Annotated in this window: 27 protein-coding genes and 3 tRNA genes; 16 read left to right on the top strand and 14 right to left on the bottom strand. The window is 54.0% G+C overall.

What is annotated here, in order from left to right:
• Positions 1–72 precede the first annotated feature (72 nt).
• The 6 genes from ACZ5CE_RS08880 (at position 73) to ACZ5CE_RS08855 (ending at position 5,753) form a co-directional block, all read left to right on the top strand.
• Positions 73–441 (top strand): DUF488 domain-containing protein, encoded by a 369-nt coding sequence (locus ACZ5CE_RS08880; RefSeq protein WP_464574537.1) that lies wholly within the window; start codon positions 73–75, stop codon positions 439–441.
• Positions 442–550: 109 nt separating this feature from the next.
• Positions 551–793, top strand: coding sequence for a ribbon-helix-helix domain-containing protein (locus tag ACZ5CE_RS08875; protein ID WP_464574536.1), 243 nt, complete (start codon positions 551–553; stop codon positions 791–793).
• Positions 778–1,116 carry a type II toxin-antitoxin system PemK/MazF family toxin gene (locus ACZ5CE_RS08870; RefSeq protein ID WP_464574535.1) on the top strand — a complete coding sequence of 113 codons (339 nt, stop codon included), beginning with the start codon at positions 778–780 and terminating at the stop codon, positions 1,114–1,116. Before ACZ5CE_RS08875 ends, ACZ5CE_RS08870 begins: the two co-directional genes overlap by 16 nt.
• A 166-nt stretch (positions 1,117–1,282) precedes the next feature.
• Positions 1,283–2,191: a restriction endonuclease gene (locus ACZ5CE_RS08865; protein ID WP_464574534.1), complete on the top strand. Its 909-nt coding sequence runs from the start codon at positions 1,283–1,285 to the stop codon at positions 2,189–2,191.
• A gap of 270 nt (positions 2,192–2,461) precedes the next feature.
• Positions 2,462–3,085, top strand: a complete 624-nt coding sequence (locus tag ACZ5CE_RS08860; RefSeq protein WP_464574533.1) for a TetR/AcrR family transcriptional regulator — start codon at positions 2,462–2,464, stop codon at positions 3,083–3,085.
• A gap of 4 nt (positions 3,086–3,089) precedes the next feature.
• Positions 3,090–5,753, top strand: a complete 2,664-nt coding sequence (locus tag ACZ5CE_RS08855) for a PEP/pyruvate-binding domain-containing protein (protein WP_464574532.1) — start codon at positions 3,090–3,092, stop codon at positions 5,751–5,753.
• A 248-nt stretch (positions 5,754–6,001) separates the two neighbouring features.
• Here the strand turns inward: ACZ5CE_RS08855 and ACZ5CE_RS08850 are convergent, their stop codons facing one another.
• The 4 genes from ACZ5CE_RS08850 to ACZ5CE_RS08835 form a co-directional block, all read right to left on the bottom strand.
• Positions 6,002–6,454, bottom strand: coding sequence for an endonuclease domain-containing protein (locus ACZ5CE_RS08850; protein WP_464574530.1), 453 nt, complete (start codon positions 6,452–6,454; stop codon positions 6,002–6,004).
• Between the two features lie 203 nt (positions 6,455–6,657).
• Entirely contained in the window at positions 6,658–6,873 is a 216-nt protein-coding gene (locus tag ACZ5CE_RS08845; RefSeq protein WP_464574529.1) for an Arm DNA-binding domain-containing protein, read from the bottom strand.
• A gap of 163 nt (positions 6,874–7,036) precedes the next feature.
• Positions 7,037–7,111, bottom strand: a tRNA-Val gene (locus ACZ5CE_RS08840).
• A 243-nt stretch (positions 7,112–7,354) separates the two neighbouring features.
• Positions 7,355–8,029 carry a PEP-CTERM sorting domain-containing protein gene (locus ACZ5CE_RS08835; protein WP_464574528.1) on the bottom strand — a complete coding sequence of 225 codons (675 nt, stop codon included), beginning with the start codon at positions 8,027–8,029 and terminating at the stop codon, positions 7,355–7,357.
• Positions 8,030–8,665: 636 nt separating this feature from the next.
• Between ACZ5CE_RS08835 and ACZ5CE_RS08830 the strand changes: the two genes are divergently transcribed.
• The 5 genes from ACZ5CE_RS08830 (at position 8,666) to ACZ5CE_RS08810 (ending at position 12,494) form a co-directional block, all read left to right on the top strand.
• The gene (locus ACZ5CE_RS08830) at positions 8,666–9,193 is read left to right on the top strand and encodes a DUF4142 domain-containing protein (protein WP_464574527.1); all 528 of its coding nucleotides are present in this window, start codon (positions 8,666–8,668) and stop codon (positions 9,191–9,193) included.
• A 342-nt stretch (positions 9,194–9,535) separates the two neighbouring features.
• A complete protein-coding gene (gene gltX / locus ACZ5CE_RS08825) occupies positions 9,536–10,927 on the top strand; it encodes a glutamate--tRNA ligase (RefSeq protein WP_464574526.1) in 1,392 nt (463 codons plus the stop codon).
• 129 nt (positions 10,928–11,056) lie between these two features.
• A tRNA-Ala gene (locus ACZ5CE_RS08820) sits at positions 11,057–11,132 on the top strand.
• Positions 11,133–11,519: 387 nt separating this feature from the next.
• Positions 11,520–11,595: transfer RNA gene (locus ACZ5CE_RS08815), tRNA-Glu, on the top strand.
• Positions 11,596–11,981: 386 nt separating this feature from the next.
• Positions 11,982–12,494 (top strand): HPP family protein, encoded by a 513-nt coding sequence (locus ACZ5CE_RS08810; protein ID WP_464574525.1) that lies wholly within the window; start codon positions 11,982–11,984, stop codon positions 12,492–12,494.
• 189 nt (positions 12,495–12,683) lie between these two features.
• Here ACZ5CE_RS08810 and ACZ5CE_RS08805 read toward each other — a convergent pair whose 3' ends face one another.
• The 4 genes from ACZ5CE_RS08805 to ACZ5CE_RS08790 form a co-directional block, all read right to left on the bottom strand.
• Positions 12,684–13,241: an FxDxF family PEP-CTERM protein gene (locus tag ACZ5CE_RS08805; RefSeq protein WP_464574524.1), complete on the bottom strand. Its 558-nt coding sequence runs from the start codon at positions 13,239–13,241 to the stop codon at positions 12,684–12,686.
• A 947-nt stretch (positions 13,242–14,188) separates the two neighbouring features.
• Complete coding sequence (locus ACZ5CE_RS08800; protein ID WP_464574523.1) at positions 14,189–14,662, bottom strand: MaoC family dehydratase; 474 nt, start codon at positions 14,660–14,662, stop codon at positions 14,189–14,191.
• A 1,991-nt stretch (positions 14,663–16,653) separates the two neighbouring features.
• Entirely contained in the window at positions 16,654–16,836 is a 183-nt protein-coding gene (locus ACZ5CE_RS08795) for a hypothetical protein (RefSeq protein WP_464574522.1), read from the bottom strand.
• Positions 16,833–17,339 carry an N-acyl amino acid synthase FeeM domain-containing protein gene (locus ACZ5CE_RS08790; protein ID WP_464574521.1) on the bottom strand — a complete coding sequence of 169 codons (507 nt, stop codon included), beginning with the start codon at positions 17,337–17,339 and terminating at the stop codon, positions 16,833–16,835. The genes ACZ5CE_RS08795 and ACZ5CE_RS08790 overlap by 4 nt, the downstream gene beginning before the upstream one ends.
• 481 nt (positions 17,340–17,820) lie before the next feature.
• Between ACZ5CE_RS08790 and ACZ5CE_RS08785 the strand changes: the two genes are divergently transcribed.
• From ACZ5CE_RS08785 to ACZ5CE_RS08770, 4 genes are all read left to right on the top strand, one after another.
• Positions 17,821–18,009: a hypothetical protein gene (locus ACZ5CE_RS08785; RefSeq protein WP_464574520.1), complete on the top strand. Its 189-nt coding sequence runs from the start codon at positions 17,821–17,823 to the stop codon at positions 18,007–18,009.
• Between the two features lie 581 nt (positions 18,010–18,590).
• Entirely contained in the window at positions 18,591–19,364 is a 774-nt protein-coding gene (locus tag ACZ5CE_RS08780) for a PEP-CTERM sorting domain-containing protein (protein ID WP_464574519.1), read from the top strand.
• Positions 19,365–20,118: 754 nt separating this feature from the next.
• Positions 20,119–20,544 (top strand): hypothetical protein, encoded by a 426-nt coding sequence (locus ACZ5CE_RS08775; protein WP_464574518.1) that lies wholly within the window; start codon positions 20,119–20,121, stop codon positions 20,542–20,544.
• A gap of 55 nt (positions 20,545–20,599) precedes the next feature.
• Positions 20,600–20,938 (top strand): hypothetical protein, encoded by a 339-nt coding sequence (locus ACZ5CE_RS08770; RefSeq protein WP_464574517.1) that lies wholly within the window; start codon positions 20,600–20,602, stop codon positions 20,936–20,938.
• Here the strand turns inward: ACZ5CE_RS08770 and ACZ5CE_RS08765 are convergent.
• The 3 genes from ACZ5CE_RS08765 to ACZ5CE_RS08755 all read right to left on the bottom strand — a co-directional run bounded on the left by ACZ5CE_RS08765 (position 20,913) and on the right by ACZ5CE_RS08755 (position 22,133).
• Entirely contained in the window at positions 20,913–21,098 is a 186-nt protein-coding gene (locus ACZ5CE_RS08765; protein WP_464574516.1) for a CsbD family protein, read from the bottom strand. The genes ACZ5CE_RS08770 and ACZ5CE_RS08765 overlap by 26 nt on opposite strands.
• 463 nt (positions 21,099–21,561) lie before the next feature.
• The gene (locus ACZ5CE_RS08760; RefSeq protein WP_464574515.1) at positions 21,562–21,828 is read right to left on the bottom strand and encodes a hypothetical protein; all 267 of its coding nucleotides are present in this window, start codon (positions 21,826–21,828) and stop codon (positions 21,562–21,564) included.
• A gap of 137 nt (positions 21,829–21,965) precedes the next feature.
• Positions 21,966–22,133, bottom strand: a complete 168-nt coding sequence (locus tag ACZ5CE_RS08755) for a hypothetical protein (RefSeq protein ID WP_464574514.1) — start codon at positions 22,131–22,133, stop codon at positions 21,966–21,968.
• Between the two features lie 175 nt (positions 22,134–22,308).
• On the opposite strand from ACZ5CE_RS08755, the gene ACZ5CE_RS08750 reads away from it, so the two are divergent.
• Positions 22,309–23,454: a hypothetical protein gene (locus ACZ5CE_RS08750; RefSeq protein ID WP_464574513.1), complete on the top strand. Its 1,146-nt coding sequence runs from the start codon at positions 22,309–22,311 to the stop codon at positions 23,452–23,454.
• A 28-nt stretch (positions 23,455–23,482) separates the two neighbouring features.
• On the opposite strand, the gene ACZ5CE_RS08745 is transcribed toward ACZ5CE_RS08750, so the two are convergent.
• The 3 genes from ACZ5CE_RS08745 to ACZ5CE_RS08735 all read right to left on the bottom strand — a co-directional run bounded on the left by ACZ5CE_RS08745 (position 23,483) and on the right by ACZ5CE_RS08735 (position 24,636).
• The gene (locus ACZ5CE_RS08745; RefSeq protein WP_464574512.1) at positions 23,483–23,692 is read right to left on the bottom strand and encodes a hypothetical protein; all 210 of its coding nucleotides are present in this window, start codon (positions 23,690–23,692) and stop codon (positions 23,483–23,485) included.
• A gap of 323 nt (positions 23,693–24,015) precedes the next feature.
• Positions 24,016–24,264, bottom strand: coding sequence for a hypothetical protein (locus ACZ5CE_RS08740; protein ID WP_464574511.1), 249 nt, complete (start codon positions 24,262–24,264; stop codon positions 24,016–24,018).
• 147 nt (positions 24,265–24,411) lie between these two features.
• Positions 24,412–24,636: a hypothetical protein gene (locus ACZ5CE_RS08735; RefSeq protein ID WP_464574510.1), complete on the bottom strand. Its 225-nt coding sequence runs from the start codon at positions 24,634–24,636 to the stop codon at positions 24,412–24,414.
• Positions 24,637–24,722 lie beyond the last annotated feature (86 nt).

Below are 24,722 nucleotides of genomic sequence, written 5' to 3'. Positions count from 1 at the left end.
AAGATAGCATTTTCGCAAGGAAGTTACCGTCGAACGCATGTTCGATCATCCGATAATCAGGGGAGTCTGACCATGAGCACAATCAAAGCCGGCAACATCAAGCTGAAACGCGCCTACGAACAACCGGAAGCCGCGGATGGCGCCCGGATACTGGTCGACAGGCTATGGCCGCGCGGGGTGAAAAAAGAGGACGCGGCCATAGACCAGTGGATGAAGGAACTTTCTCCCAGTACGGGGTTGCGCAAATGGTTCGGCCATGACCCCGCCCGCTGGGATGAGTTTCGCGAGCGCTATGCCAAAGAGGTGGATGAGCATGCGGATCAACTGGAGCAGCTTCGCGCCCTGGCGCGCGAAGGCACGGTCACGCTGGTGTATTCGGCACACGACGAAGAACACAACAATGCGGTGGCATTGAGAGACTTGATCCTTGGCGATAAATAAGCCGGGGAGGCCGTGTTAGCACAGCGTAACCCGACGACGGAGAGGGGTGCTCCAGTTTCATTCCTAAATAATATTCAGTATGATATATCGTCATACTAGGAGGTGCGTCATGAGTAAAGCAAAAATAGCCATTACCCTTGAAGAAAAAACTCTGAAGAAAGTGGACCGCCTGATCGGCTTGCATGTTTTTCCAAACCGCAGCCGAGCTATTCAGGAAGCGATGGAAGAGAAGCTTGAACGCCTTGAGAAAAATCGTCTCGCGACGGAATGCGCCAAGCTGGACCCGGTTTTCGAACGGAAGCTCGCTGAGGAAGGTCTTTCCGAGGACCTGGCGGCATGGCCCGAATATTGAGAGGCGAGATTCGCTGGGCCGACCTGAATCCCGTACGTGGCCGGGAACAGGCAGGGCTAAGGCCTGTGCTTATTCTTAGCCAGGATATCTTCAATGAGCGTTCGGGCACTGTTATTGCCGTGGCGCTAACCACCCAAGCTCAGCGAGCAGGGTTTCCGCTAACATTTGAATTGGAAAGTGCTGAAGGGACGAAGAGGTCATGGGTCAAGATCAGCCAAATCAGGACACTGGCCGTCGAACGTATCGGAAAGAAAACGGGGAAAGTCTCTCCCGAACAGCTTGCTCGAATAATCGAGGGGCTGAATGAAATTATTGGTGCGTGATACGAATAGCATTTTTGGTTATGGAGATTTCCGAAGCTTGTTCTAAGTTCGGGCAGATCCATGAGTTAGCGTAGCGTAATCCGACAAAAGGTTTTATAGCCCTGAATTTTCAAGAGTCCTGTTCCAAAGCATACCTGGTTTATGGATGGGTATTACAAGGGAAAGAATGGCACAAATCAAACTATCCCGTTCCAGGGAATTGGCGGCAAACGTAATTTTCGCAGCACTACAAATCCTTAGGGATAAAGGTGGAGAAGCGCCAGGCCGCGTTGTAGTTGCGGAAGTGGAGAAACGCGTTCCGCTCGATGATTGGGCAAGAGCTACTTATGAGAAATCGGGTTATGTGAGATGGCAGTCCATTCTCCATTTCTTCAGTATCGACTGTATCAAAGCCGGGTTTCTCATCAAGAAGAGCGGGGTATGGTATCTGACACCTGAAGGAGAGAATGCTTTACAGCTCGGTCCGGTGGGTCTTCTCGGCGCCGCGAATAGCGCGTACAAAAAGTGGCGGGATGAAAATCAACCGGTGGAATCAAAAGATGGAGATATCACGGTAGCCGAAGAACAACAGGGCCAACAGGAGCAAGAGGCCACCATTCATGAGATCGAGCAGTTAGCCATCGAGGGATTGAAAAAGCAGATCAATCTCAAGAATGCATACGAGTTTCAAGACCTGATTGCTGCATTGTTACGTGGGATGGGCTATTACACGCCTTTTGTAGCGCCGAAAGGCAAGGATGGTGGAGTGGATGTCATAGCATACCGCGATCCACTGGGCACCATGTCGCCGAGGATCAAGGTTCAGATCAAGCATAGGGAGGTTTCCGCAAGCGTGCATGAGGTTCGTCAACTGATGGGATTGCTGCAAAAAGACGGGGACGTGGGAATTTTCGTTTCCTCCAGCGGTTTTACGCCTGATGCGAAGACTACCGCCCGCGGATCGCATGTCCATGTCGAACTCATAGACCTGGATCGCTTCATTACCTTATGGCAAGAGTTTTATGCCAAGCTTACCGATGAAGATAAAAATTTTCTGCCACTCAGGCCGATCTTCTTTTATGCTCCGTCGGTTTAATGTTGCTATTGCGCATCATGGCGCCGATTTCCTCTTCTGTCGAGATCACAATCAATAGCGGATCCAAGTTCGGGTCAAATTAGCGTAATCCGACAAAAATATTCAGGCTCTCCAAAGATTCCCCCGCCTTCTCTCTCAAATCCCGGTAATTTATCACCAGCTTCTCGCAGATAGCAAAATCCCCTGCGTCATAATAATATACAACGTACAATAATTAACAATGTATAATTAATTTCAATTAGTGGTGATCTGAGCGGTCGGGGAAGAAACATGGATGAAACTGCTTTACGGAGCCTTGAAACGGGCGAGGTCGGCCGCCGCGAGCGCAAGCGCCTCAAACTGCTCGACACCCTGGCTGATACGGCATGGGAGCTATTCGAACGCGAGGGTTATGCGGCGGTGACCATGGAACGCATTGCCGAGGCTGCCGATGTGGCGAAAGGTACGCTCTACAAGTACTTCCCCGCAAAGGAGGCGTTATTGCGGCACCGCTTCCATCGTGAACTGGAAAAGAATTCCCCTGCAATCCTGGCTGAGATTGGCCCTCTGCCGGCTTACGCAGATCAGCTGCGGGTTTTCCTGGAACGCAGCGCCGACTGGGCGCAAGCGCATCGCAAATATCTGTTGCCTTATATACAGTTCCGATTGAGTGAACCGCGCAAGCTGGATATCAGCGCGCGCAGCGGCCTGGAAAACATCTTTGGCCGTTTTATCGTTAAAGGGCAGACAGCGGGAGAATTCCGCGCCATACAAGAGCCCGCCATATTGGCCAGTTACCTGGAATTTCTCTACCTCGCGGCACTGCTGCGCTGGCTGCTGCATGAGAATCTCTCGCTGAGGGAGGAATTTTCGCAAATGCTTGATCTGTTCCTGCTCGGGCTGAAGCCAAGGTAGGAGAATGACTATTTCCAGCGAGATGTTCGACTGGGCTGGCGTGTTGAAGGCAGACGCTGCGGCGGTCGGCGGCAAGGCCTGGCAACTGGCGCGGCTCTGGCAACTGGGCCTGCCCGTGCCCGACGGGTTGGTGATCAAGGTGACGGCTCTCCCTCAAGGTGCATTTCAGGGCGGCACTCAAGGCGAGGATATGGCGGATGAGGTTTCAGTGGAGAGGGTGGAAGCGTTGCGCCAGGCGCTGGGTTCCCGCGGCTGGCTGGACCAGCCGTTGGCTGTGCGTTCTTCCGCCTTGGGCGAGGACTCCACCAGGGCTTCATTTGCTGGGATTTACCGTTCCTGCCTGAATGTGCGCGGGTTCGACCAGCTTCGGAAGGCGATTTCCGAAGTATATGCCTCGCTGCATTCTCCCGCCGCGGTGGCGTATCGTCGCAAGCTGAATCCGGACCAGCCCGGCGCGGTGCCGGCAATGGCGGTGATCGTCATGCCGCTGTTGCCGGCAATAGCTTCCGGTATCGCCTTCACCTGTGACCCGGCTAGCGGCCGTGACGACAGGATCGTCATCCATGCACATTGGGGATTGGGGGAATCGCTGGTCGGCGGACAGGCGGCGGGGGATGAATATATATTTGCGCAAGATGCACTCGACGACCACTGGGCACTGCTGGAGCAGGGCAAGGGCGGCAAGCTGGTCAAGGCCCTTGCCCGGCCGGATGGTGGAACGGAAATGGTTGCCACCTCCGCGGCTGAAGCAGGGAATTTCGTGCTTTCCCCTTCACAGGCCTCTCAGTTGGCTGAGCTGGTGCATGACGCCTCGGTGGCATTGGATTTCAGCCATCCTTTTCATGACCTGGAGTGGGTATGGGATGGAGAGTGTTTCTGGCTGACCCAGGCGCGGCCGGTTACGGCAAGGCCCCGCTACACCTATGCCGCGCTGCAGGACCAGCCCGCCTACTGGACGCGCGGAAACACCTGTGAGGTGGTGCCGGACCCATTGTCGGCGATCGACTGGAGCAATTCGCGCAAGCTGGTCAATGGGCTGCTTACACAGGGATACACGATGGCGGAATACCCGGTGCTGCCGGGCGCGCAGCGGGCCGGTCTTTTCGGAGGGCGGCTTTACCTGGAACTTTCCTTGCTGCAGTGGGAATGTTTCGATGCATTGGGCGTGCTTCCCAAAGCGGTGAATGCGCTGGTCGGAGGCCAGCAGCCGGAAATCGCGATACCGCTGCAAACGGTTAGCGACCGGCTGGCGCGCTTGCTGAGATTGATGCGTTATATGCTGCGTTCGCCAGCGCGCCGCCGCAAGGGGATGCAAGCCGTCCAGCGGGCAATGACCCAGGCGGCGCAGTGGCGAACGCAGCCACTTCCTGAAAATGCAGCGGGCCTGAAGGCCGAGATTATTCGCCGGTTTCATGCGGGCAGGGGAGCGGTGGATCTATTTTTCCTGCAGGGTTCGAGTGGCGCGGCGTTGTCCATGCTGGTGGAACATTTGGATAAATGCTTTCCCGGTGAAGGCCATGCGCTGGCGGCCGCCCTGCTGGCCGGCGGCGAGCCGAGCGTCACCGCGCGCCAGGGCTACGACCTGATGGCGCTGGCCCGGCTGCGGTCAAACGTATTGAAGGTATTGCATGAGGGTAGTAATTCCCCTGACTCCCCGGATTCGGGCGCTGACCTGGTGTCTGGGGAAAACCATCGGTTTCAGCGCGCTTACGATGATTTCCTGGAGCGCTACGGCCATCGCGGAATATACGAAACCTATTTTCGCAATCCGCGCTGGCGGGAGATGCCGGAACATCTGGATTCGTTGCTGACGCAGTTGGCCGAGGTCGACGATGGCGCAATGCGGTCACGACAGCAAGCCGCCGTGGAAGAGGCGATGGCGCGGATCAGCAAAGGAGTTCCGTTCTGGAAACGCGCATTTATCCTGCATCTGGCAAAAACCGCACGCGAGGAATGCAATCAGCGGGAGGCTGCCCGCAGCGCTCTCTCCGCCTACATGGAACCGGAACGCCAGGCTTTGCTGGCCGCCGGGCGCTATCTGACGGGGCAAGGGGCGCTGGCGCGGGAAGAGGATATTTTTCAGCTCATGCTCTCGGAAATTCTGCGCGCCCTTGACGGGGATATCCCGGCGACTGGCATTAAAGCCCGCGTGGCGGAGAGAAACAGGCTGTTTGCGCAATGGTCGCGCGAAACGCCGCCGGATCTTGTGGTCGAGGCGCCAGCAAGGCAAGCGGCGCAGGATGCGCCGCAGCCGGTCGATAATGCCGCCAATGCTCGCGATGCCGGCAACGCAGCCTATGTGGACGCAAGCCGTGCACGGCGCTACAAGGGCATACCCACCGGCACCGGCTGTGCCAGGGGCCGGGCGTGTGTCCTGAAGCACCCTTCCCAAGGGCACAAGCTGCAGCCGGGCGATATTCTCGTCGCCCGCTCTACCGACCCCGGATGGACACCACTTTTTCTCAGTGCGGGCGGATTGGTGGTCGAAACCGGTGGCTATCTCTCCCACGGCGCAATCGTCGCACGTGAATTCGCCATTCCGGCGGTGGTCAATCTGCCAGGCATCCTTGCAATACTCAAGGATGGGGACCTGGTGGAGGTCGATGGCAGGAACGGGGAAGTGACATTATTCGGAGAGCAGCAGCTTTTGCCAGCAGTACCTGTTTGAATGTGACATCAAATAGAGCGGTATCCACCATCAGGTAAGGATGGTTTTTGAAATAATCTATTTGCGCCGGGTTAGGCCCCTCACCCAACCCTCTCCCCGAAGGAGAGAGGGCCTCATCCCATTGTTGTTCCGATCCTGTTTTCCGAAGGAGAGAGGGCCTCATCCCATTGTTGTCCCGATCTCTTTTTCCGAAGGGGAGAGGGCTTCATCCGTTGTTGTCCCGGTCCCTTTTTCTGAAGGAAGAGGCTTCATCCGTTGTTGTTCCAATTCTTTCGCCGAAGAGGAAAGGACTTTTTTGCTCCCTCTCCCCCTCGGGGAGAGGGTTGGGGTGAGGGGGAGACTCCATCCAGTTCCAGCAGAATCCGCTCCAGTACGGCTTCGGTCTGTTGCAATACATCATTATTCCAGAAACGCAGTACCCGCAAGTTGCGTTCCGCCAAAAAGGCATTGCGTTTTTCGTCCGCTTGTTGTGTCAGCAAATCGGCATGCTGGCCCCCATCCAGCTCTATGACCAGTCCTGCGTCGATACATATAAAATCGACGATATATTTTGCAATGGGATGTTGCCGGCGAAATTTCCAGCCTGCCATTCGACGATTCCGCAAAAAATGCCACATCCTGGCCTCGGCATCGGTAGGAGCCTGGCGCATTTCCCGGGCGGAGGCTTGCAAGACCCTGGAGCGCTCTTCCTCATGCGGCATTTGTGTTTTTCACCCGGCCCCTCACCCCGGCCCTCTCCCCGAAGGGGAGAGGGAGTAATCGCTTCCCATAGCTTGGCTGTTCACTCACCCGGCCATTTTCCAGAAGCGAGAATACTCCAACTCTACTCCCATCCCGTACGAGTCTGTAATGAATCTTCTTGATCTTCTTCTGACATAAAAAAAGCCCAGGAACCTTGTATTTATTACGTTTCCTGGCTTTTTCTGAACTTCTCTGGACTATCTTTTGGTGGCGGGTAGACACCGACCGCAAGGGTCTTGCGCTTCCCGGCAAATCGGTAATCAAAGCGCCAGTATTTCCCAGCGGTATTGATGAGCAGGTAGAGGCCGCTGCTGTCGGTCAGCTTATATGGCTTGCTGCCTGGCTTGGCGTTGCGTACGGCGGTATCGGTGAGAGGCATGACGGTATCTCTATCTGACGGTATATAACCTACCGCCAAAAATACCGTCACTTAAGACGGTATGTCAAGGAATATTTTGATACGGTGTGATACGAACTATTTCCTGTATCCCTTGTATTTACTTGGTTTTCGCTACGTCCTGATATCTGTTGAAACCTTTATTTGGTGGGCGGTACTGGGATCGAACCAGTGGCTTCCACCGTGTGAAGGTGGCACTCTACCGCTGAGTTAACCGCCCGCTGGGCAAGCCCGTGAATAACGGGAATAACCGCTGGGGAGGCGCAATTAAAGCATGAATTTGCATTTTCGGTCAACGCGGTGGGAAGCAATGGTGTGGCCTGTGTGATCTGCTAAGGACTTATAGTCGCCCGTTGAGTGAGTCCATATTAGAGATCCGCTTGGCGGCAAATGCCAGGGCACTAAAAACCGAGGCACGGAGGGGTCTTGCTTTTTCCCCCTCCGCTCCGTTAGGACAGCCTTATTAAGAAGCGTTGTGGCGACGCCCCATGAAACCCATCAGGCCCAGGCCCGCCATGAATAGTGCATAGGTTTCCGGTTCGGGAACAGGAGATGCTATGTTGATATAGCTCTCGCTGGCATTCCCCGGGTATGCCTGGACGTGCAGGCCAATGCGCAAATCTCCATCCCCGCCATGATTCGGCAATGCAAGCGCGTTGATAACGCTATTGTACGACTGGCCTGGCTTCAGGTTGAAATCGATGGAGAGCCACTCACCCATGCTAACGCCATTATGGGAGACAGGCGCATCGGAATCCGCGAGAAAGCCAGCGGTTGTGACAAAAGTGGGGCTAACCAAATTGCCCCCGGGAAGATTGGGGGGGCTAGCCCCTTGTGAAAAGCTCACTCCCGCTGAAGAGGTGATGGATGCGATTCCAAGAAGCGCGCCGTCATCGAAATAGACGTCCGCCAGGGAAGAACTGGAATTGTTGGTAAAGGTGAAGCGTACTTGATTGCCGCCAAGATCTACTACATCAACCTTCAGATTTGTTTCGCCGTCGGCTTCGGCTCCAGCATTACTATGTGTAATATCTTCGAATAAATAAGATGTTACAGTAGGGGCTGCTCCTGCTATCGACGGGTAGAGAGTCACTGCAAGGGCAAGCAACAAGCCCCGCACTGGCACGGTATGATTCATGACAGGTCTCCAGTAGCTGATTTGTTGTTGGGTATCAATGATGTGCTGGTATTCCGGCTATCTGCCTGAAATAGTTGGCTCAATTCGTCTTGCAGCTTCGGCAGATCCTGGATTTTCCGGCCCCGGCTCGCAGCGGGTGTGGCTTTACGGCACGGTGCGGAGTCTACCCATGGAAAATGACAGGAAATGCTGTGCCAGGCTTCCCAAAGATGAGCTTTTAGGTGCACTTCCAGGGTGTGGATATATGCAATAAGGTCTTGGGCATAAGTGCCGAAAGCTTGCATCCGTGCACCTCCTGGCATTTTTTTCGCATGAATGCTTGCTACAGCTGCTTCAGATTATTGATGAGGGAGCAGAACGAAAGAATCTCGCTACCAGCAGATAGCTCGATCCCTATAAGTCGTTGTGGCGTGTTGACAACGGCTGATATATCGGCGTTGCGGAGGGGCTGGATGCCCGGAGCCGCGGAATACATTCAACCTATTTGATGCCGTTGTGTTATGCAGTCCACGATCATCTTCATATTTCCACCTGATGTGTAGGTTATCGCACAGAAGATTTTCAAAAAAGAGTGCAAGTATGGCCTACACCCCGGAATGAAGAGGTGCAGCGAATTTTTAAATCAAGGAGCTCAGAATGAACAATTTAATGATTCTGACCATAGCTTTAGTGGCGCCTGCCCTGGCAAGCGCGGCTGATAAGCTTACCGATGCCCAGATCGCCGCCATCGTGGTGACCGCCAACCAGATCGATATCGATGCCGGCAGGCTTGCCGAATCGAAATCCACCAACCCGGAAGTCAAGGCTTTTGCCCATCGAATGATCGCCGACCATACCAAGGTTAACAAGCAGGCAACGGATCTGGCGACCAGGCTTAAAATAACCCCCGAAGAATCGACGCTTAGCAGAGCCATGAAATCCGATGCCAAAAGACATATGGACGAGATGGAAAAACTCAACAGCGAGGATTTTGACAAACTGTATCTTAATGACGAATTTTCCTTTCATAATGAAGTAATCGATGCCGTTGACAGCAAGCTTATGCCAAGCGCGGAAAATATCGACCTGAAGTCGCTTCTGGCAAAAGTGCGCCCAGCGCTGATAGCGCATCGCGATCACGCGGACAAATTACTGTCCATCGTTCATCAAATGAACTATAAATAAAAAGTTGACACAATCGATTCAAGACCGCTTCAATACTTTTGCAAAATTCCCTCTTTTATTGGCCGGGAAATCACCCAGAACTGTTTTCCGGCCAATTGTCTCCCCGAATATCCGTTTCAATATCTCCTTGGGCATCTCCCCGATAGCGACCTGGGCGGCTAGCGGTGGCTGACTATGTGCTGCAGCTCAAGCGGAAGATTGACCTCTATATTCACGTATCAGATAAGATTGGCTGTAATTCGCTGTAATATGGCCGGATCAAATGAACCGGGCAGGAACGCCCGGGCTCGCGTAAAATGGCATACTTTGTATACCGCTTCTACGCTAGCATTCCGTTATCCCATGGTTCGTACCCGTTTTGCTCCCAGCCCTACCGGCTACCTCCATATCGGCGGCGCGCGCACCGCGCTATTTTCGTGGGCTTATGCCCGCAGGCATGGCGGCAAGTTCATTTTGCGGATCGAGGATACCGATCTCGAACGTTCCACCGCGCAATCCACCCAGGCGATACTCGACGGCATGGCATGGCTGGGACTGAACTACGATGAGGGACCCTTTTATCAGATGCAGCGGCTGGCGCGCTATCACGACGTGGCGGACCAGTTGCTGCGCGCGGGCAATGCCTATTATTGCTATTGCAGCAAGGAAGAGCTGGACGCCATGCGCGAGCAGCAGCGTGCCGCGGGTCTGAAGCCCCGCTATGACGGACGCTGGCGCGATTCGAAGGAAAAGCCGCCATCAGGCGTGAAGCCGGTGGTGCGGCTGAAGAACCCTTTTGATGGCGTGGCAGCATTCAACGACCTGGTCAAAGGCGAAATCATCGTGGCCAACAGCGAACTGGACGACCTGGTGCTGCTGCGGGCGGATGGCGTGCCGACCTATAATTTCGGCGTGGTCATCGATGACCTGGACATGAATATCACCCACGTGATCCGGGGCGACGACCACGTCAACAATACTCCGCGGCAGATCAATATCCTGAAGGCGCTGGGCGCTCCACTGCCGCACTATGGGCACGTGCCGATGATCCTGGGGGCGGATGGGGAACGCTTGTCGAAGCGCCATGGAGCGGTTTCGGTCATGCAATACCAGGAAGACGGCTATCTGCCGGAGGCGCTCGTCAATTACCTGGCGCGGCTTGGCTGGTCCCATGGGGATGAAGAGGTATTCAGCCGCGAACAACTGGTCGAATGGTTCGATCTATCCGCCATCAACCGCTCGCCGGCCAGGTTCAATCCGGAAAAACTGCAATGGCTCAACCAGCAATATCTCAAGGGCGCCGATGACGAACGCCTGGCTGGGCTGGCCCTGCCTTTTCTGGAGGCTGATGGATGCGATGTCCAGGCTGGACCGGATCTTCCCAGGGTAATCAGTCTGCTCAAGGAACGGGTGGCGACGGTCGCGGAACTGGCTGATGCCGCAGTCTATTTCTTTCGTCCGCTGGATCCTTCGGAAGAGCTGAAGGCGCAGCATTTCACCGCGGAAATCAAGCCGGCGATCCTGGCTCTCAGAGAGAAGCTTGCTCAGGTGGATTGGGATAGCCATGCCATTCACGATGCAATCAAGGCTGCAGCGGTTACCCACGGGCTGAAGCTGCCCAAGGTAGCCATGCCGCTGCGGGTGATGGTGACCGGCGAATCGCAAACGCCTGCCATAAACGCAGTGCTGGAACTGCTCGGCAGGGAAGAGACCCTGAAGCGGATGGATTGCCGTCTCGCGAACTTCCCGGCTTGATCGTTTCCCATACAGCCGCCGCGCAGCTATCGCCGCTTCACATTGACTGAAAATGCGCGACTCCGTATAATTCGGCATCTTTTTTGCCATTTATCTGATGGCATCCGGTGGTAATCTAGTGGTTTAAAGGGGGGTATAGCTCAGCTGGGAGAGCGCTTGCATGGCATGCAAGAGGTCAGCGGTTCGATCCCGCTTACCTCCACCATTTCACTGTCTTAAGAAGTCCTGGCAAGTCCGAAGAAATTCCGAAAGCCTGCATCATGCAGGCTTTTTTATTGGCTTTATGTCCCGGCAAGCCCGATCCGCTTCTGGCCCTGTCACAAGCGGCATATCGCTGGGGCGGTATTTCACTGCCCTGGCTGGCGCATCCTTCCAGTTACGCAGCCGACTCGTTTTTATATTCCTTTTTATGTTAGTGCAGGCCGTTTACAAATTCCGTTACTCAGGTAGCCATTTTTGGTAGAATATGAGCTGCTTCAAGCTGGGGGAGTATAAAAATAATGGCGGCTTGTAAATGAAGATTTCGAGCCGTTCCAGGAGTCTGTCCGATCCTGCTTGCATTCCAGATGGCCCGGTTTGAAGAAATTCCGCAGTCCCCATCGTCTAGTGGCCTAGGACATCACCCTTTCACGGTGAGTACAGGGGTTCGAATCCCCTTGGGGACGCCAGTTCTCTCTAATAGCTTGATTACAAATTTAAATCAAGTAAATCAATAGGTTCAATTCCAAGTGTATCGCTAAACCGTTACACTTGGGGTATGGACTTGCCTCTACAAATTCATGTATTCAACCGCAACGGAACCTATTATTTCCGTAGGCGTATCTCTAAATGTAGTTTCTCACCACGTTGTTCATGTTAAAGCCGAGACGTGAATCGGGGGGAATAGAGTCTTCAGACAGCAGGCCGGGCTCGACAAAAAATTCTAATTCCCCCCATAAGTCAAACCACTCATACCACCCCAAAGCCCGTCCCGAGCGGGTTTACTCCCCTCCCCGTACTCAACCGAGGGCTTTTTTCGCTTGCCAGGTTGCTTGGTTTCGATACCATAGACCTCATGCATCGTTCTCCTATAATTCGCTTACTATGGTGCGCGCTGGGCGCCGCGGTGGGCATTGGTTTGGCGCTATTTCTATCCTCTCCACCAGCCTCACCGCTTTTCTTCGCCTCACTCGGTGGTTCCGCAGTCTTCTTGTTCGGTCTTACCCGCGCTCCCGCAGCGCAGCCCCGCGCCCTGCTCGGAGGGCACCTCGGTGGCGCTCTCATTGGCATTGCCTGCTATCAGCTCTTCGGCGATACGCTGTGGGTTTACATATTGGCTCAGGTTTTAGTCTTGTGGTATATGCTTTTCACCGGAACTGTACATCCTCCCGCGGGAGCCAATCCCATCATCATGATCCACGGCCACTGCAACATTCTGGCGCTTTGGGAGCCCGTTCTCGTCGGCGTGCTGAGCCTTGCCTCGGTGGCAGCTATATGGAGCCGCCTCTATCCCGGCCTCTCGCATTATCCTGTTGCCTGGCTCGACCGATCTCCTCCCTCCTTGTTCTGGGGTGGATGGGATAAGTAGGAAAATCCTACAGATCAGTCGCTAAGCATTCCTCGCGACTAATACCCTTTCCCAACTCTCCCGTGAATCCATCGAGTGGGAGATGGAGGATTTCTGCGAGTATCACCTGACCTGCTAGCTTGGGAGGGCGAGTATCCAGAATGCAAACGGGAGCTTCAGCTCCCGTTTTTGTTGACTCACACTTGTTGATTAAGCGCGTGGCTTGCGACGAATTATCGCGCCTATCATACCCAGCCCTGCCAGCAGCATGGCGTAGGTTTCCGGCTCTGGAATTGGTGAAATACCGATCGAGGGTGAAACACTGATTGAGCCGCTATATAAACCACCAAATGAACCGTTCGCAATCCCGGAGATGCTTATATACATGCTCCCTCCCAGGCTTGGGGCCCATGAAAAGCTGAAGGTGTTGCCTCCGGGAACCAGGAATGATGAAACATTCGCATCGTCGCCGTTGAAAAGAATCCCATCGGCGTTCGAGTATAGCGATATGGAAGAGATTACGGTATTAAAGTTTCCTGCTCCCGGAATACTGAGCGGGAAATTGAGAACACTATAACCTGAGCCACTATTGGGTGGCAGGATGAAGCTGAAAACGTCATTAAAAGGACCGGGGGATAAAACGCTGCCGGTGAATGTTGTTGGTACTGCCGGGTTCACATTACCTAAATCGGTTACGGTAGCGTTGGCACCAGCAGCGCCGGCCAACATCAGGACAAAAGCGATATTCTTATAAAAAGAACTAATCATATCATTACCTTTGATTATTTTTAGGATGAGTCGTAAATTCAGCTAAGTAGATCTGGCTCAAGGCCGTGATTACTCAGCCGGGGGATGTTGCCACATTAGTTCAAGCAAATATTGTTCCAATTATTTCTATTATTTAAAAACAATTTGTTGTAATGTAATTTTTGTGAAACAGGCAGCAAATGTAAGAGTTGATGACATCTTCTCGCTGGATGATTTTCAATAAGGAATTCAAGCTGCAAAAAAGCCCTCTGGCGAGGACAGGGAAGGGGAGAGAAGGAAAAATCCGCCGAAGTGGGTTAAGGGGGCTGTTAGCTTGGTGACCCGCTGAACATCAGTATCCGGAAGAGTGATGGAGCGGATTTAGGGGAAGCGCATCACGTACACCGGGTTTGACGATGATGAGGTGCCCCAGCCAGGTGGAGTTCAATGACGGGCAACTCGATAAGCCGGAATCCACGATGTGGATAAAATTCAGGTCTGTCGGATGGAAAGGGTTTGCCGAAGCGCGACTGGCCAGGGGGACACCAGGCTTTGTGATGGGAGCGAACCCGCATCTGCTGTCCCTGGACAACAGCCCGCATATGCTGCTAATCCTGAAAATGATTCCAGTCAGGACGGCCCCAACGCTCGCGGCCAAGGTGATTCAACTTATCCCAGGAAGACCCCAAGTTCAACTGGGAGAATATTGATGAAACCTGCTGGTATCCTGAACCGGAAATACATTGAATAAATACCTGGGTCATTTCCGCGAAGACAGAAATCCGGTAGCTTGAAAAAGCTCTGGATTCCGGTTCACTGCTGGCATGGCATCCGGAATGACGGGGAAGTCGCTGCAAGGCGAAATGGGTAATTTTTGCAGCCGGAGGTTTCTTCTAAGAACAAGATTGCCTCCGGGATGCACAGCCCGGACGAATCGCAATCGGGCCATACATAATGGAACGGGCATTTTATACCGATTTACTTTTGCGGCGAAAAACAAGAAGATTGGCTGTCATGGTCTGCACAACTTCGCCATTCTGGTTTTTGGTTTCAGCGCGAATTGTGACAATGCCGCGGTCATCATGCGACCGCGAAGGTTTGACCGCGCTGACTTCGCCTTCGATGTGAATGGAGTCATTGGCGCGCACCGGATTGGGCCACGTCACTTCGCCGCCAAGACCAATCGTGCCTTCCCCTATGGGGAAGGCTTCGAGCAGCAACCGCATCGTCATGGCTGCCGTGTGCCATCCGCTGGCGATCAGGCCGCCAAACAGAGTCTGATCCGCCAGGCTGGTGTCAATATGGAAGGGCTGGGGATCGAACTGCCTGGCGAACGCAATGATTTCCCGTTCCCGCACCACGCGCACTTTTCCAGCGAAGCGCAACCCTGTTTTCATGTCGTCCAGATAGCGGGCAGGCGGTGCGTCTTGAGGAAGGACCATTGTCGTTACCTCATTTTCCAGTTTGTTCAGCTTGTTCGACAGGCCGCCATCATGTCGTGCATTGCGCGAACAACTTGAGGCGACGGACCATCCTGGAAAAGCACGGTCTGAATCAGTGCGAACCAAGATGGGTTAAATCCTGGAGTTCCTCGACATTCAGCGTTATTTCACGATTTTCCCGGCGTATTGCAAAACAATCAGAAAAAATCAGGTGGGAGATTGAACTGATGACTGATCATGAAGGGACCTTTTTTCAGGAGATCTGCGCAACTCCAGGTCTTCCTCGTTGCCCGCCACGGTTAATTTGCACCAGGGACAATCTCCGATGATTATCCGCTTGTAGTGGATCAGGCCTGGCATATCACTAGCCTTGGGATATTCGATTCTTGTCGAATAAACTGCTGGAATACTGGCCTTGCAATCAGGGCAAGTCAGAAAAAGTCGTTGAGCATTCATAGTTTGGCAGCTCCACTATGTACGTCATTGATGATGAGCTTACGCGAGTAAGCCATTAGTGCGATGAGCGTAAATCCATTGCATAAGAGATATCGGTCATTCTGGACGCCGCGCGAGCGGTGAGCCGGAATTCAGGATTTTTCAAGCTACTGGATTTCCACCTTCGCGGGAATGGAACGAGGTGCAAGCCGCGCAGCAGAGCATGTTCTGCAGGCAACGAATAACGATAAGCAGCGACGCGCGCGCAAAACAGGTGTTAAGGAAGCGCTGAACAAATTCTCACTGAGCGCGTTGCTGGTAAAATCGGGATGATCATAAGGCGCGCGACGCAGGTCGTAGCTGGGACTACGATGCCAAGGAGCGCAACGCCATGAGCGCCCGATTTTATCGCAACCCGTATGGGGCAGGGCTTTGCGAGCGGTCTGCCTTGTCAGTCTCCTGGCGAAGGGGATCAACCATTCGCGTCGTCGCCTTTCGCGCATCCCATCCCGCAAAAGCTTCCGCCGCGCCAGCGGAGATTTATTCAGCGCTTCCTTAACTACCCATACACAATATAGGATATTTGTTACAAAATTGTGACTCAACATTAACTGCGATTCCTTCTAAAAATTGCCCGATTTTCCGGAAAACCGTCATGAATGTATTCATTATAGATGATCCCATCAACTATGCATTCCGCCCGGAAATCGAAGAGCATGCATGAGATCGGTTTTCAGGCGGCAATCGAGGGAGGCAACCGATCGCCCGGAGAGAAGGAAACGCGACGCGGCCGGATCGTGCATGAAGGATAGCGATTCCGGTAAGCCTGTCCTGCAGATATTATTTTGTCATATATTGCCGTAAATGCCTAAAAACAGGGTATATGCATGCGAATTATCCTGTTTGAAGGCGTTTTAATGCATCAATTCGTACTGTCTGCACCCTTCAACCGGTATTCGTCAAGTATTTCTTGTTTTGTGTTACGGAATTGTTAAAAAAAGGATCCCCGACAAGTTTGGAGTGATGCCCATACAAGTTTTCATAGAAACATGGAGGCAAGAACAGATCTTGTCGCGCATTTGGTGCCGAAATAGCGCAAGATCAAGCCAGAACTACTTATAGAGAAGGACGCGCCGGAGAATCGGGCAAGGCCGTGGAACGGCCGGATCACAAGCTTGATGGACGAGTCAGGTGGTGAGAGAGGTGCAACGGGAGGTCTGAATGGAGAAAAAAATGCCGGGCAGCCTGAGGGAAAGCGGCTGCCCGGACATGCGACGGGGCGATGAAGCCCGTCAAGGGGCATATTCACTATATCGGAGTTGTGTGTAGGAAATATGACGCATTCACACACAGGGGTTCCTTTTCACCGCCAATAATGACTGCCGGACGAGCCTGGGCATCGCACGGTTCAGCGAATGAGATCGGAATGAGACCGGTAGGCCGGCTTCGGATGAAGCACTCCGGGTTCCGTGGCCAAGCCAGCAAATTTTTCGCATCCCTGCCCGGACTTCATGATTTTTCGCACAAGCCTGCAAAGGCGCTTTTATTGTGGAAGGTCATTGCTCATCCTCTGCAATCCGGTATTCGACGATGTCGAATTTGCTCAGATTATTGAAGGTCCAGCAGAAGAGCATGGCTTTCGTACGATAGAGCTTGCGGCCATCCCTGTATTTGACGTCCACCAGCGTTTCTTCCGGTACCGGCATTTCGTTGCCTGTAAACTCGATCCATTCGCTCATGACAATTCTCTATGTAGTAATACCGCTTCCGATACCCCAACACGTGTACAGGGTTTTGGTCCCGCGATCTGCCGGAAACCTAACAATCGTTGCTGAGCGGCTACATGCCGTGGCACAACCTCGCATACCAGATCAGTGGTGCCATTAAGGAGGCGAGTGGTGTAATAAACGCAGTGAAACATGGCGCCGATCACGGACCGGGTACGTTGTCCCGGGAGGACGGCAAAGCGGGATAACTCGGCCAGTTTCCTGCCCTGGTTCCGCAGTAAATCAAGCTCGGCCGAATAGGATTCATCCGCCGATAATCCCCGTGCCCCATCCAGTTTTACCAGCACCGTGCCCACCACGGAACCGTAGAGTTCCGCATCTATAACGACGTCGTTTCCGGTGAGTATGTGATTCGATGTGTATCCCTGCTTCCAGTAGGCAGCGCTTATCAGCCATTGCGAGCGTGCCAGCGATTTGCCGGTGCGAACAATATAGGGGCCGAACCTTGCCTTCACGACTCCATCCCAACTGGTGTATTCATTTCCGCTGCCGGCGCACATTCCAGAACCCGGCCGGCCTCGTTTCCATTGGCATTGCTGGTTATTTTTCATTCCAAGGTATAAAACCAGCTTGCGTAGGATGGGTAGACCAAAGCGTAACCCATCATTTTCCTGGTACTGGATAGATGTTTTTTTGATGGGTTGCGTTTCACTCCACCCATCCTACCGTTGCCACAGTTGTTACAGTTGCTGCCAATGATTTCAAAATGGAACCTGATCAGGACGCGTCGTTCAGGCAACGCGTGTCCGGACTTTCAGTTCACAACCCCAACCCACCAGCTTTAGCTGGTGGTTGTTGAGTCAAGGCTCGGGATGCCGGGCCCGCCAGGTTTTTACGAAATGCTGCAAGGATCACGCAGCCCGCACCTCGATTATCATGTCCTGGTAACACTTATTACGGCCGATAAATACGATTTCATAACCCCTGGATTGAAATTTGTCGATAGTCTCCACGACTTCGCGGGGGCCGCTGCCCGGATGCTTCCGCGGAAATGCAGAGAACCAGTCTGGCCAGGAGCATGACTTCCACTCAGATCTGAAACGCAATGAGATCGAGGCGAAACTGAAAGGGCACTATCAGGGCAGATTGCCGCTGGAGGAATCCATGGTCGGGAATCCGGGATAATGACTGGTGCAGGCCTTATCGAACGTCTGGTACCCGGGCCGCGCGGTATCAGCCGGAGCTTACCGGGAAGAGGGCGCTCAGGGAGCAGGCCCTAAAGCGGTGGAATATGGATGACGAATCCATGGCCGGGCTGAATTGACTGGTGAAGAAAATGTACAGGCGGGTAAAACAGCAAGAAAAAAAAACCGGACAGGCTCATGGGAATGATCTCTGTCCGGTGGATGACGACATTAAGTTCGTCGAAAGGGCATCTTCACTATACAAGCATTATGTGTAGGAAATATGACGTGTTCCCGTTCAGGGATTCCTTCCGGCTGCCGTTAATCTTTTCGGGTTTAATCCTTGCTTCTTGGGGCGAAGGCTGGCTGAAAGCCGGCGATTTGTAAAAGTGCAGTCAATACCCCGCTGCTTGCGGCGGGGTACCTCATTGCCGGGTCATGAACTCATCGGGTGCCGTTCGCTACCTGTATGCCACCTGTACCATGGTACAGGATGTACTTGAGTCCAATAGCTATATGGCATGGCGCGCGTAAGATGACTCCAGGTTCTGTTGATTTCATGTCATCATTCGTGGAGGGGATGTGAGTAAATTTTTTCGTACGACAATTGTATCCGGGATTCTTGGCGCTGCCATATTGCCTGCCCAAGCCGCGCCAATCTATGTGGGGGCTGATTTCTCCGGCACGATCCTGACTACCGGCGGCCTGGCCAATAGCCTGGGCCTGCAGGGGACCAACACATGCAATAGCTGCGCCGCGGGCACCGTGAGCGGGCATGTCCTGTTTGATTCAAGCCTCATACCGGGGAGCGGCACCGGCACGGTCAACATTGCGCTCACCCCTGTCAGCGGCGTTTCAAGCAGCACGATTTTTGATATTGTATTTGGAAGCCAGCCATTGGGATTTGAATTCGGGGACTCGAACGTGTTAAGCGGTCCATCGATACAATTCCAGAACGGCGTGTTCAATGGGTTTTCCTTCGTGGAAGATTTCGTGGTCAACGGAAAGACCTACGAACTCAACATGCAGGGCCCAAGCTGGACTCTGAACTGGTTGAAAAACAATTTCTCCACGGATCTCGTCGCATCGGGATCGGTGATCGTGGGGAACCAGGGGTTGATGCATCAGGCGTATCTTGATCCGGCGCCGTCGCAATTACCCGTAAACGCCGTTCCGGAGCCGGCGAGTATCGCTCTTGTCGCCCTGGGAATCTGGGGCATTGTCATGACCCGCAGGCGCGAAGCGCGTTTACAGGCTGAAAGCACCATCGCGCGCGAGAATGCGAACCAGGATGATAACGACCAGGTTCGTTATCCGGGAGAGGGCACAGGAAAATCCGCTCTTACGACCGCATAGCTTCCGGTTTTAACAATAAGGCGACAAGGTATGGAATTTCGCGCTCGAGGTGTGGGAATTCAGTCTTGGAGGGCCTGTCAACACTTGTTTTGCGCCCAGGAAACCTTCGTCATTCCGGACGCCGCGCCAGCGATGATCCGGAATCCAGGGCCGTTTCAAGCTACTGAATTCCCCTTTTCGCGGCAATATGGAATAGCTGAGGATACCGCCTCCGGTTGTGCACACACTCGTTCACCGCTTATTCCCATTCCACTGAACCTCTCCTATACTTTGCTCCTGGCTCGATTGTCTGAAAAGCGGGTGAATTCCGGATTTATCCGGTCACTATCGATCAATATGGGATCGTTTGTCGGATTTACGAGGCAATCCAGAATCGGGATAAATTCCATGAGTTGCCAGATGCGCCCCTGCCAAATTTTGATCCGGAACCGGAGGTTTGTTCTAGGGAAGCGCTGAATAAATCTCCGCTGGCGCGGCGGTAGCTTTGCGGGATGGGATGCGCGAAAGGCGACGACGCGAATGGTTGACCCCCTTCGCCAGGAGCCTGACAAGGCAGACCGCTCGCAAAACCCCGCCCCATAAGGGTTGTGGTAAAATCGGGCGCTCACTGCGTTGCGCTCCTTGGCATCGTAGTCCCAGCTACGACCTGCGTCGCGCGTCTGTCTTATGATCATCCCGATTTTACCAGCAACGCGCTCAGCGAGGATTTGTTCAGCGCTTCCCTAGACTACCAGCCTGTTCCCGGAAACTGCTCGTGACTATCAGAAATCACACTATCATCTTCATTCTGGTGGCGGGAATTTCCGCTTGCAACTCGGTGCCGCGGGCGCCGAGTATCAAAATGGACGATTTACCGCCTGAGCAGCTCAACGCTGTCCGCGCAGTAAAACTCTACAACCAGGCGAAAATCACGCTGCAGAAATTTGCTATCCTGAAAGGGATCGAAGGTGTTTCCTGCAAGGATTCATTCTGGGGCCGCGCTGCGACAAAAAGGGATGCGATCCTCCAGGCCCAATATGTGGCGCAACAGGCAGGCGCGGATGGAATCATCAATTTGCAATGTGAAATCCCCCGGAATGCCAGCGCCAAATATGATTGTTCGAAGGTGGTGATATGCACTGGCGACGCCATCAAGTTCGTTGCGGGCGAAACCCGTGACCCGCCTGTGCCTGCGCAATGATTCGGTCGATCCATCGCTCTGGTGAAACGGTGTGGAAGGGCGAGAATCCAGTAGCTTGAAAAAACTCTGGATTCCGCCTCGCCGCTGGCGCGGCGTCCGGAATGACGGGGATTTTTTATGCAATGAATTTACGACTCAGCGCTTCGCTGGCCTGTCAGGCTTTAAAGGAAGTAAGCTGCAAAAGCGTCTGGCTGGTCTATATTTCGCCGCTTTTTCGATCAATAGAACGACTTTGGCCTTCAAAATCGTCAAAACCCACCCTCGCCCGGCCACATTTTCGCTTCGATTCTTCAAGCCCGACAGACTGCTGGGAACGGCAAACAAAAAACCCGCCGAAGCGGGTTGGGAGGTACATGAGGGAAGACGGCTTAAAGCTTGTCTGCCGCGTCCTTGACGGCTTCCTTGGCGTCCCCATATTTCTTTTGGGCCTTGCCGGAGATCTGTTTGCCAAGTCCCTTGGCTTCCTGCTCTTTGCTTCCTGTCACCCTTCCAGCTTCTTCCTGGATTTTTCCTGCGATGTCTTTGGCCGTTCCTTTCACTTGATCTTTATTCATTGCTCATCTCCTGTCAAAAAAGTTTAAAGTGGTTTGCCGCATCAGGTAGCTTTCGATACGGCATTGGAAACCAGCTTAATGCTTTTGGGCGGCTCATGCTGTGCGGTATCGCACACTGGTTTTCCCGGCCATAAAACCAGTACAAAAGTGCTATCCGGCTTGCGGCGGAAATGCAAGGCCCGGGTTTTAGGGAAGCGCTGAATAAATCTCCGCTGGCGCGACGGTGGCTTTGCGGGATGGGATGCGCGAAAGGCGACGACGCGAATGGTTGATCCCCTTCGCTAGGAGCCTGACAAGGCAGACCGCTCGCAAAGCCCCGCCCCATAAGGGTTGCAGTAAAATCGGGTGCTCACCGCGTTGCGCTCCTTGGCATCGTAGTCCCGGCTACGACCTGCGTCGCGCGCCTTATGATCATCCCGATTTTACCAGCAACGCGCTCAGCGAGGATTTGTTCAGTGCTTCCCTAGCGCCCTGGTGCTGGCGGCGTGCCACTGGAGGATGATCCGGTGTGGTCGGCAGTATTGGCCCTGTTCGTGCAAGGGACGAGAGGCGCAATTCCCAGGCTGGGTCCGGAGTGCGCTGCCCAGAAAACCTTCGATTCTGGAAAACCCATTAGCTGTTCCTCATACACATAAAACTGTACCGGGCCATCCGGATAATTCGCAAAGGCGTAGTCCACCCGCTCGATCCTGCCGTCCTGCTGCCTCATATATACGACATATTCCGCCATTTTATCGGTCTCTCCGCATTATAGGTGTTATAGGCTTTCGGATACTTGAGGGGTGAGCCGGTTGCTGGAAAGATCGCCCGTGGCCTTGCGCCATAGGCTAGCCACTGTTTTTACGGTAATTTATCGCGACCCCAGACTTACAGACCGATACCGGCATCATTGTTTTCTGCCAGTATAGTGCCAATATAGTGCCAATGATCGGGATTGCAAGTTTCTTCTGGCACTTTCGTATTATCAAAGTGGGATTTTTCTTCCAGCGGCGCTGGCATGGCCGCTGACATGGTTTTTCGGAAGGCGGTTTTCACCCCCCCGCTCGAATAGAATGGGTATCAGAATCAGCCGTTCAGGCATATACTCATTGATGAAAACCACCATGGGGAGCATTCGCGCTTTCCGATATTCAATATCGTGCGCATCCGAACGGAACATCGGGCAGACGTATATTATATTGAGGTCAATGCTATCTAGGCGAGGTGCATTATGAAGAGTTCTTCCATTATCATCCGTGGAGCACGCATGGCCCTGCTTGCCGGCCTGTGCGGTGGAATGGCCGGCGTGGTGTGCGCGCAAATACCGGGGGCCGGGCAATTTGGCAGCCAGGGGCAGGGAGGGGCGCCTGCGGGACAGTTTGAAGATGTGAGAAACGTTCCCATGACCCAGAGAGGTTCCGTGGGGACAGGATATGGGACGGATACCCGGAATAGTCCGGTTGGGCAACGGGATGCGGACAGGGGGCTGACTGGAGGTGGCCAATACCCCTACGATTCGTACGAGCGGCGAAACAGATCCGTTAATCCCCAGCGCGCGTACGGCGGCGCGGGCGGGCAGTATCCCGCCGATCCGAGAAACACTCCCCTTGGGCAAAGCGGCGCCTATGGAAGCCAGGGTGCCTCCAGCACCTACGGCGAGTCCGGCTATGGCGCTTACGGGACGAGCGGCGGTTATGGTGCATATGGTGTAACAGGCACCAATACGAACCAGTCGATAATGGATTCGCTAAATGCGCCTGTCGATCCGTTGCACACATACGGTGGCCCGGCAGCAGGCCAGTATTCATCCGACTCGCGGAATCCGGCAACCGGCTCGCAGGATTTGCAGCAACCCTACCGTCCTTATGGCGGTGCAACGGGAACGGGAAGGGAAGAGAGACAGACCGTGTCGGGGACAAAGCACATGCCCGGGGAACCGAAGCGCATCTACGGTGGTGCCAGGACTTCGGATAATCTTGCGCCCGGCACCGAAAGGGCGGCTATCAGGCAACCTGGGGCGAAAGGAAAGGAGGCAGCCACAACCGCCATGCCTTATCCAGGCGGTGTGGAAAATGCCACTGCCAGAAAAACCGATGTAAAAGGACGGGTGGAGTCGGAGCAGGAATCGGGTTCGCAGCCGGGCTTTGGCAGGCAAACTGATGTGAAGGGGGGAGAGCGCGGGTTTGAGCGCTCGTCCGCTACGAACAGCGCACTGGGAAGGGATCGGGTCCAGCGGGGCGTGAGGCCGGGGACAGGCGGCACGATTCCGCGCAGTGAAATGCCTGAGGAATCCTTGAAAAAACGGGCTCCCGCCAGCGGTGAAGGCGCGGGAGAGGGTACGGGTTCCGTCAGCAACCAGCCGGGCAATGCCCGATAAGGAGTGAAGCGCGCAGGATCCTGGGCGATCAGTCCGGGGATGAGTTGCCTGAGAGGGCGAAACCTACGGTCGGGCCTGACTTCTTTGCCCATACCACCTTCGATTCCGGCCACCCGGTCAACGGTTCCTCATGCAGGAAAGGCCCAAGACGGTCGTCAGGAGAGTCGAAAAATGCATCGGCAACGCGCTTGATCGTGCCATCGGCAGTTCGGAGATAGGGGATATATATGTGCGCCATATGTCCTCCTCGAATCAGCATTGCGAAAAAAGGTTCTACGTAAAAAGAGTCTGAACAAACAGTAGAACAAATCTTTCGCACTGAGTAGGGGGAATGGTCCCATCGTGCCAGGGTTTTAGTTCCATCGTGCTGCTTTGGAGCGAAGGCGGCATCGCGATGGCGTCAGGATATGGGGAAAGACGCCTGGTGCGTGGGCATGGCGAAGCAGGCCGGATTGGCGTGGGCCAACCGTCGGTCCGTCGGCCCTGTCCACCAGCAGAAAGCAGGAACAGAAGCAAGTGCGATACAGACGGCCCGCGTGTGGAGGATGTATGGACGCTCGGCTAATCCAGTCTAGAAAGGCCGCGAAGGGGAGCAATGCCTATGCTGGGGCCGGTTGGCCTTGCCCAGAATACTCTCGCTTCAGGCCATCCGCTCAGCAGTTCCTCGTGCCGGTAAGGAATGAGCGATTCATAACACCAGAAAACAGGATGACTGCTCCTGCGCCGGACAGTTCCTTCCCCGGTGCGGATATAGAGCACGTATCCGGTCATTTCGTTTAAAACATCGGGTGAAGCAGAGTTTGTATTCATCTCTCCCTTGGACAGGCGTAAGGAAGGGAAGAGGGGATGCAGGCGAAATTCCCTTTCTGGATACCATCGGGTTTTTCGGGCGCAAAAGCGAGTGTGGGACGATCGGGATAATTGCGGGCAACCCGCAGCCCGTCAATCGAGGCGTTGTTACCCGGCGAAATGAGAGGCAAGCGGGGCGATGCCCACGGCAGGCCCCGTACTGGTAGCCCACAACACTACTGACTCGGGAAATCCTTCGAGTGGCTCTTCATGGGTGTAGGGAGCCATGGCGCCGTAGGAGTCTTCTGTCGCATGCTGAAACCCGTAGACTACATTCTTCATCCGCATGATATGGCCCCCTTCGGTTCGCACATAAACAATATACCGCGACATTGCATGCTCCTGCTGGTGAATAAAACAAAAGTAGGAGCTTGAATTGTAGCGAGGGTTTGTTGCAGGATTTATACGATAATTCGATA

Source organism: Nitrosospira sp. TNL200 (assembly GCF_055386305.1).
Note: the sequence above shows the minus strand (reverse complement) of the source record. Positions and strands in the feature narration are given on the sequence as shown.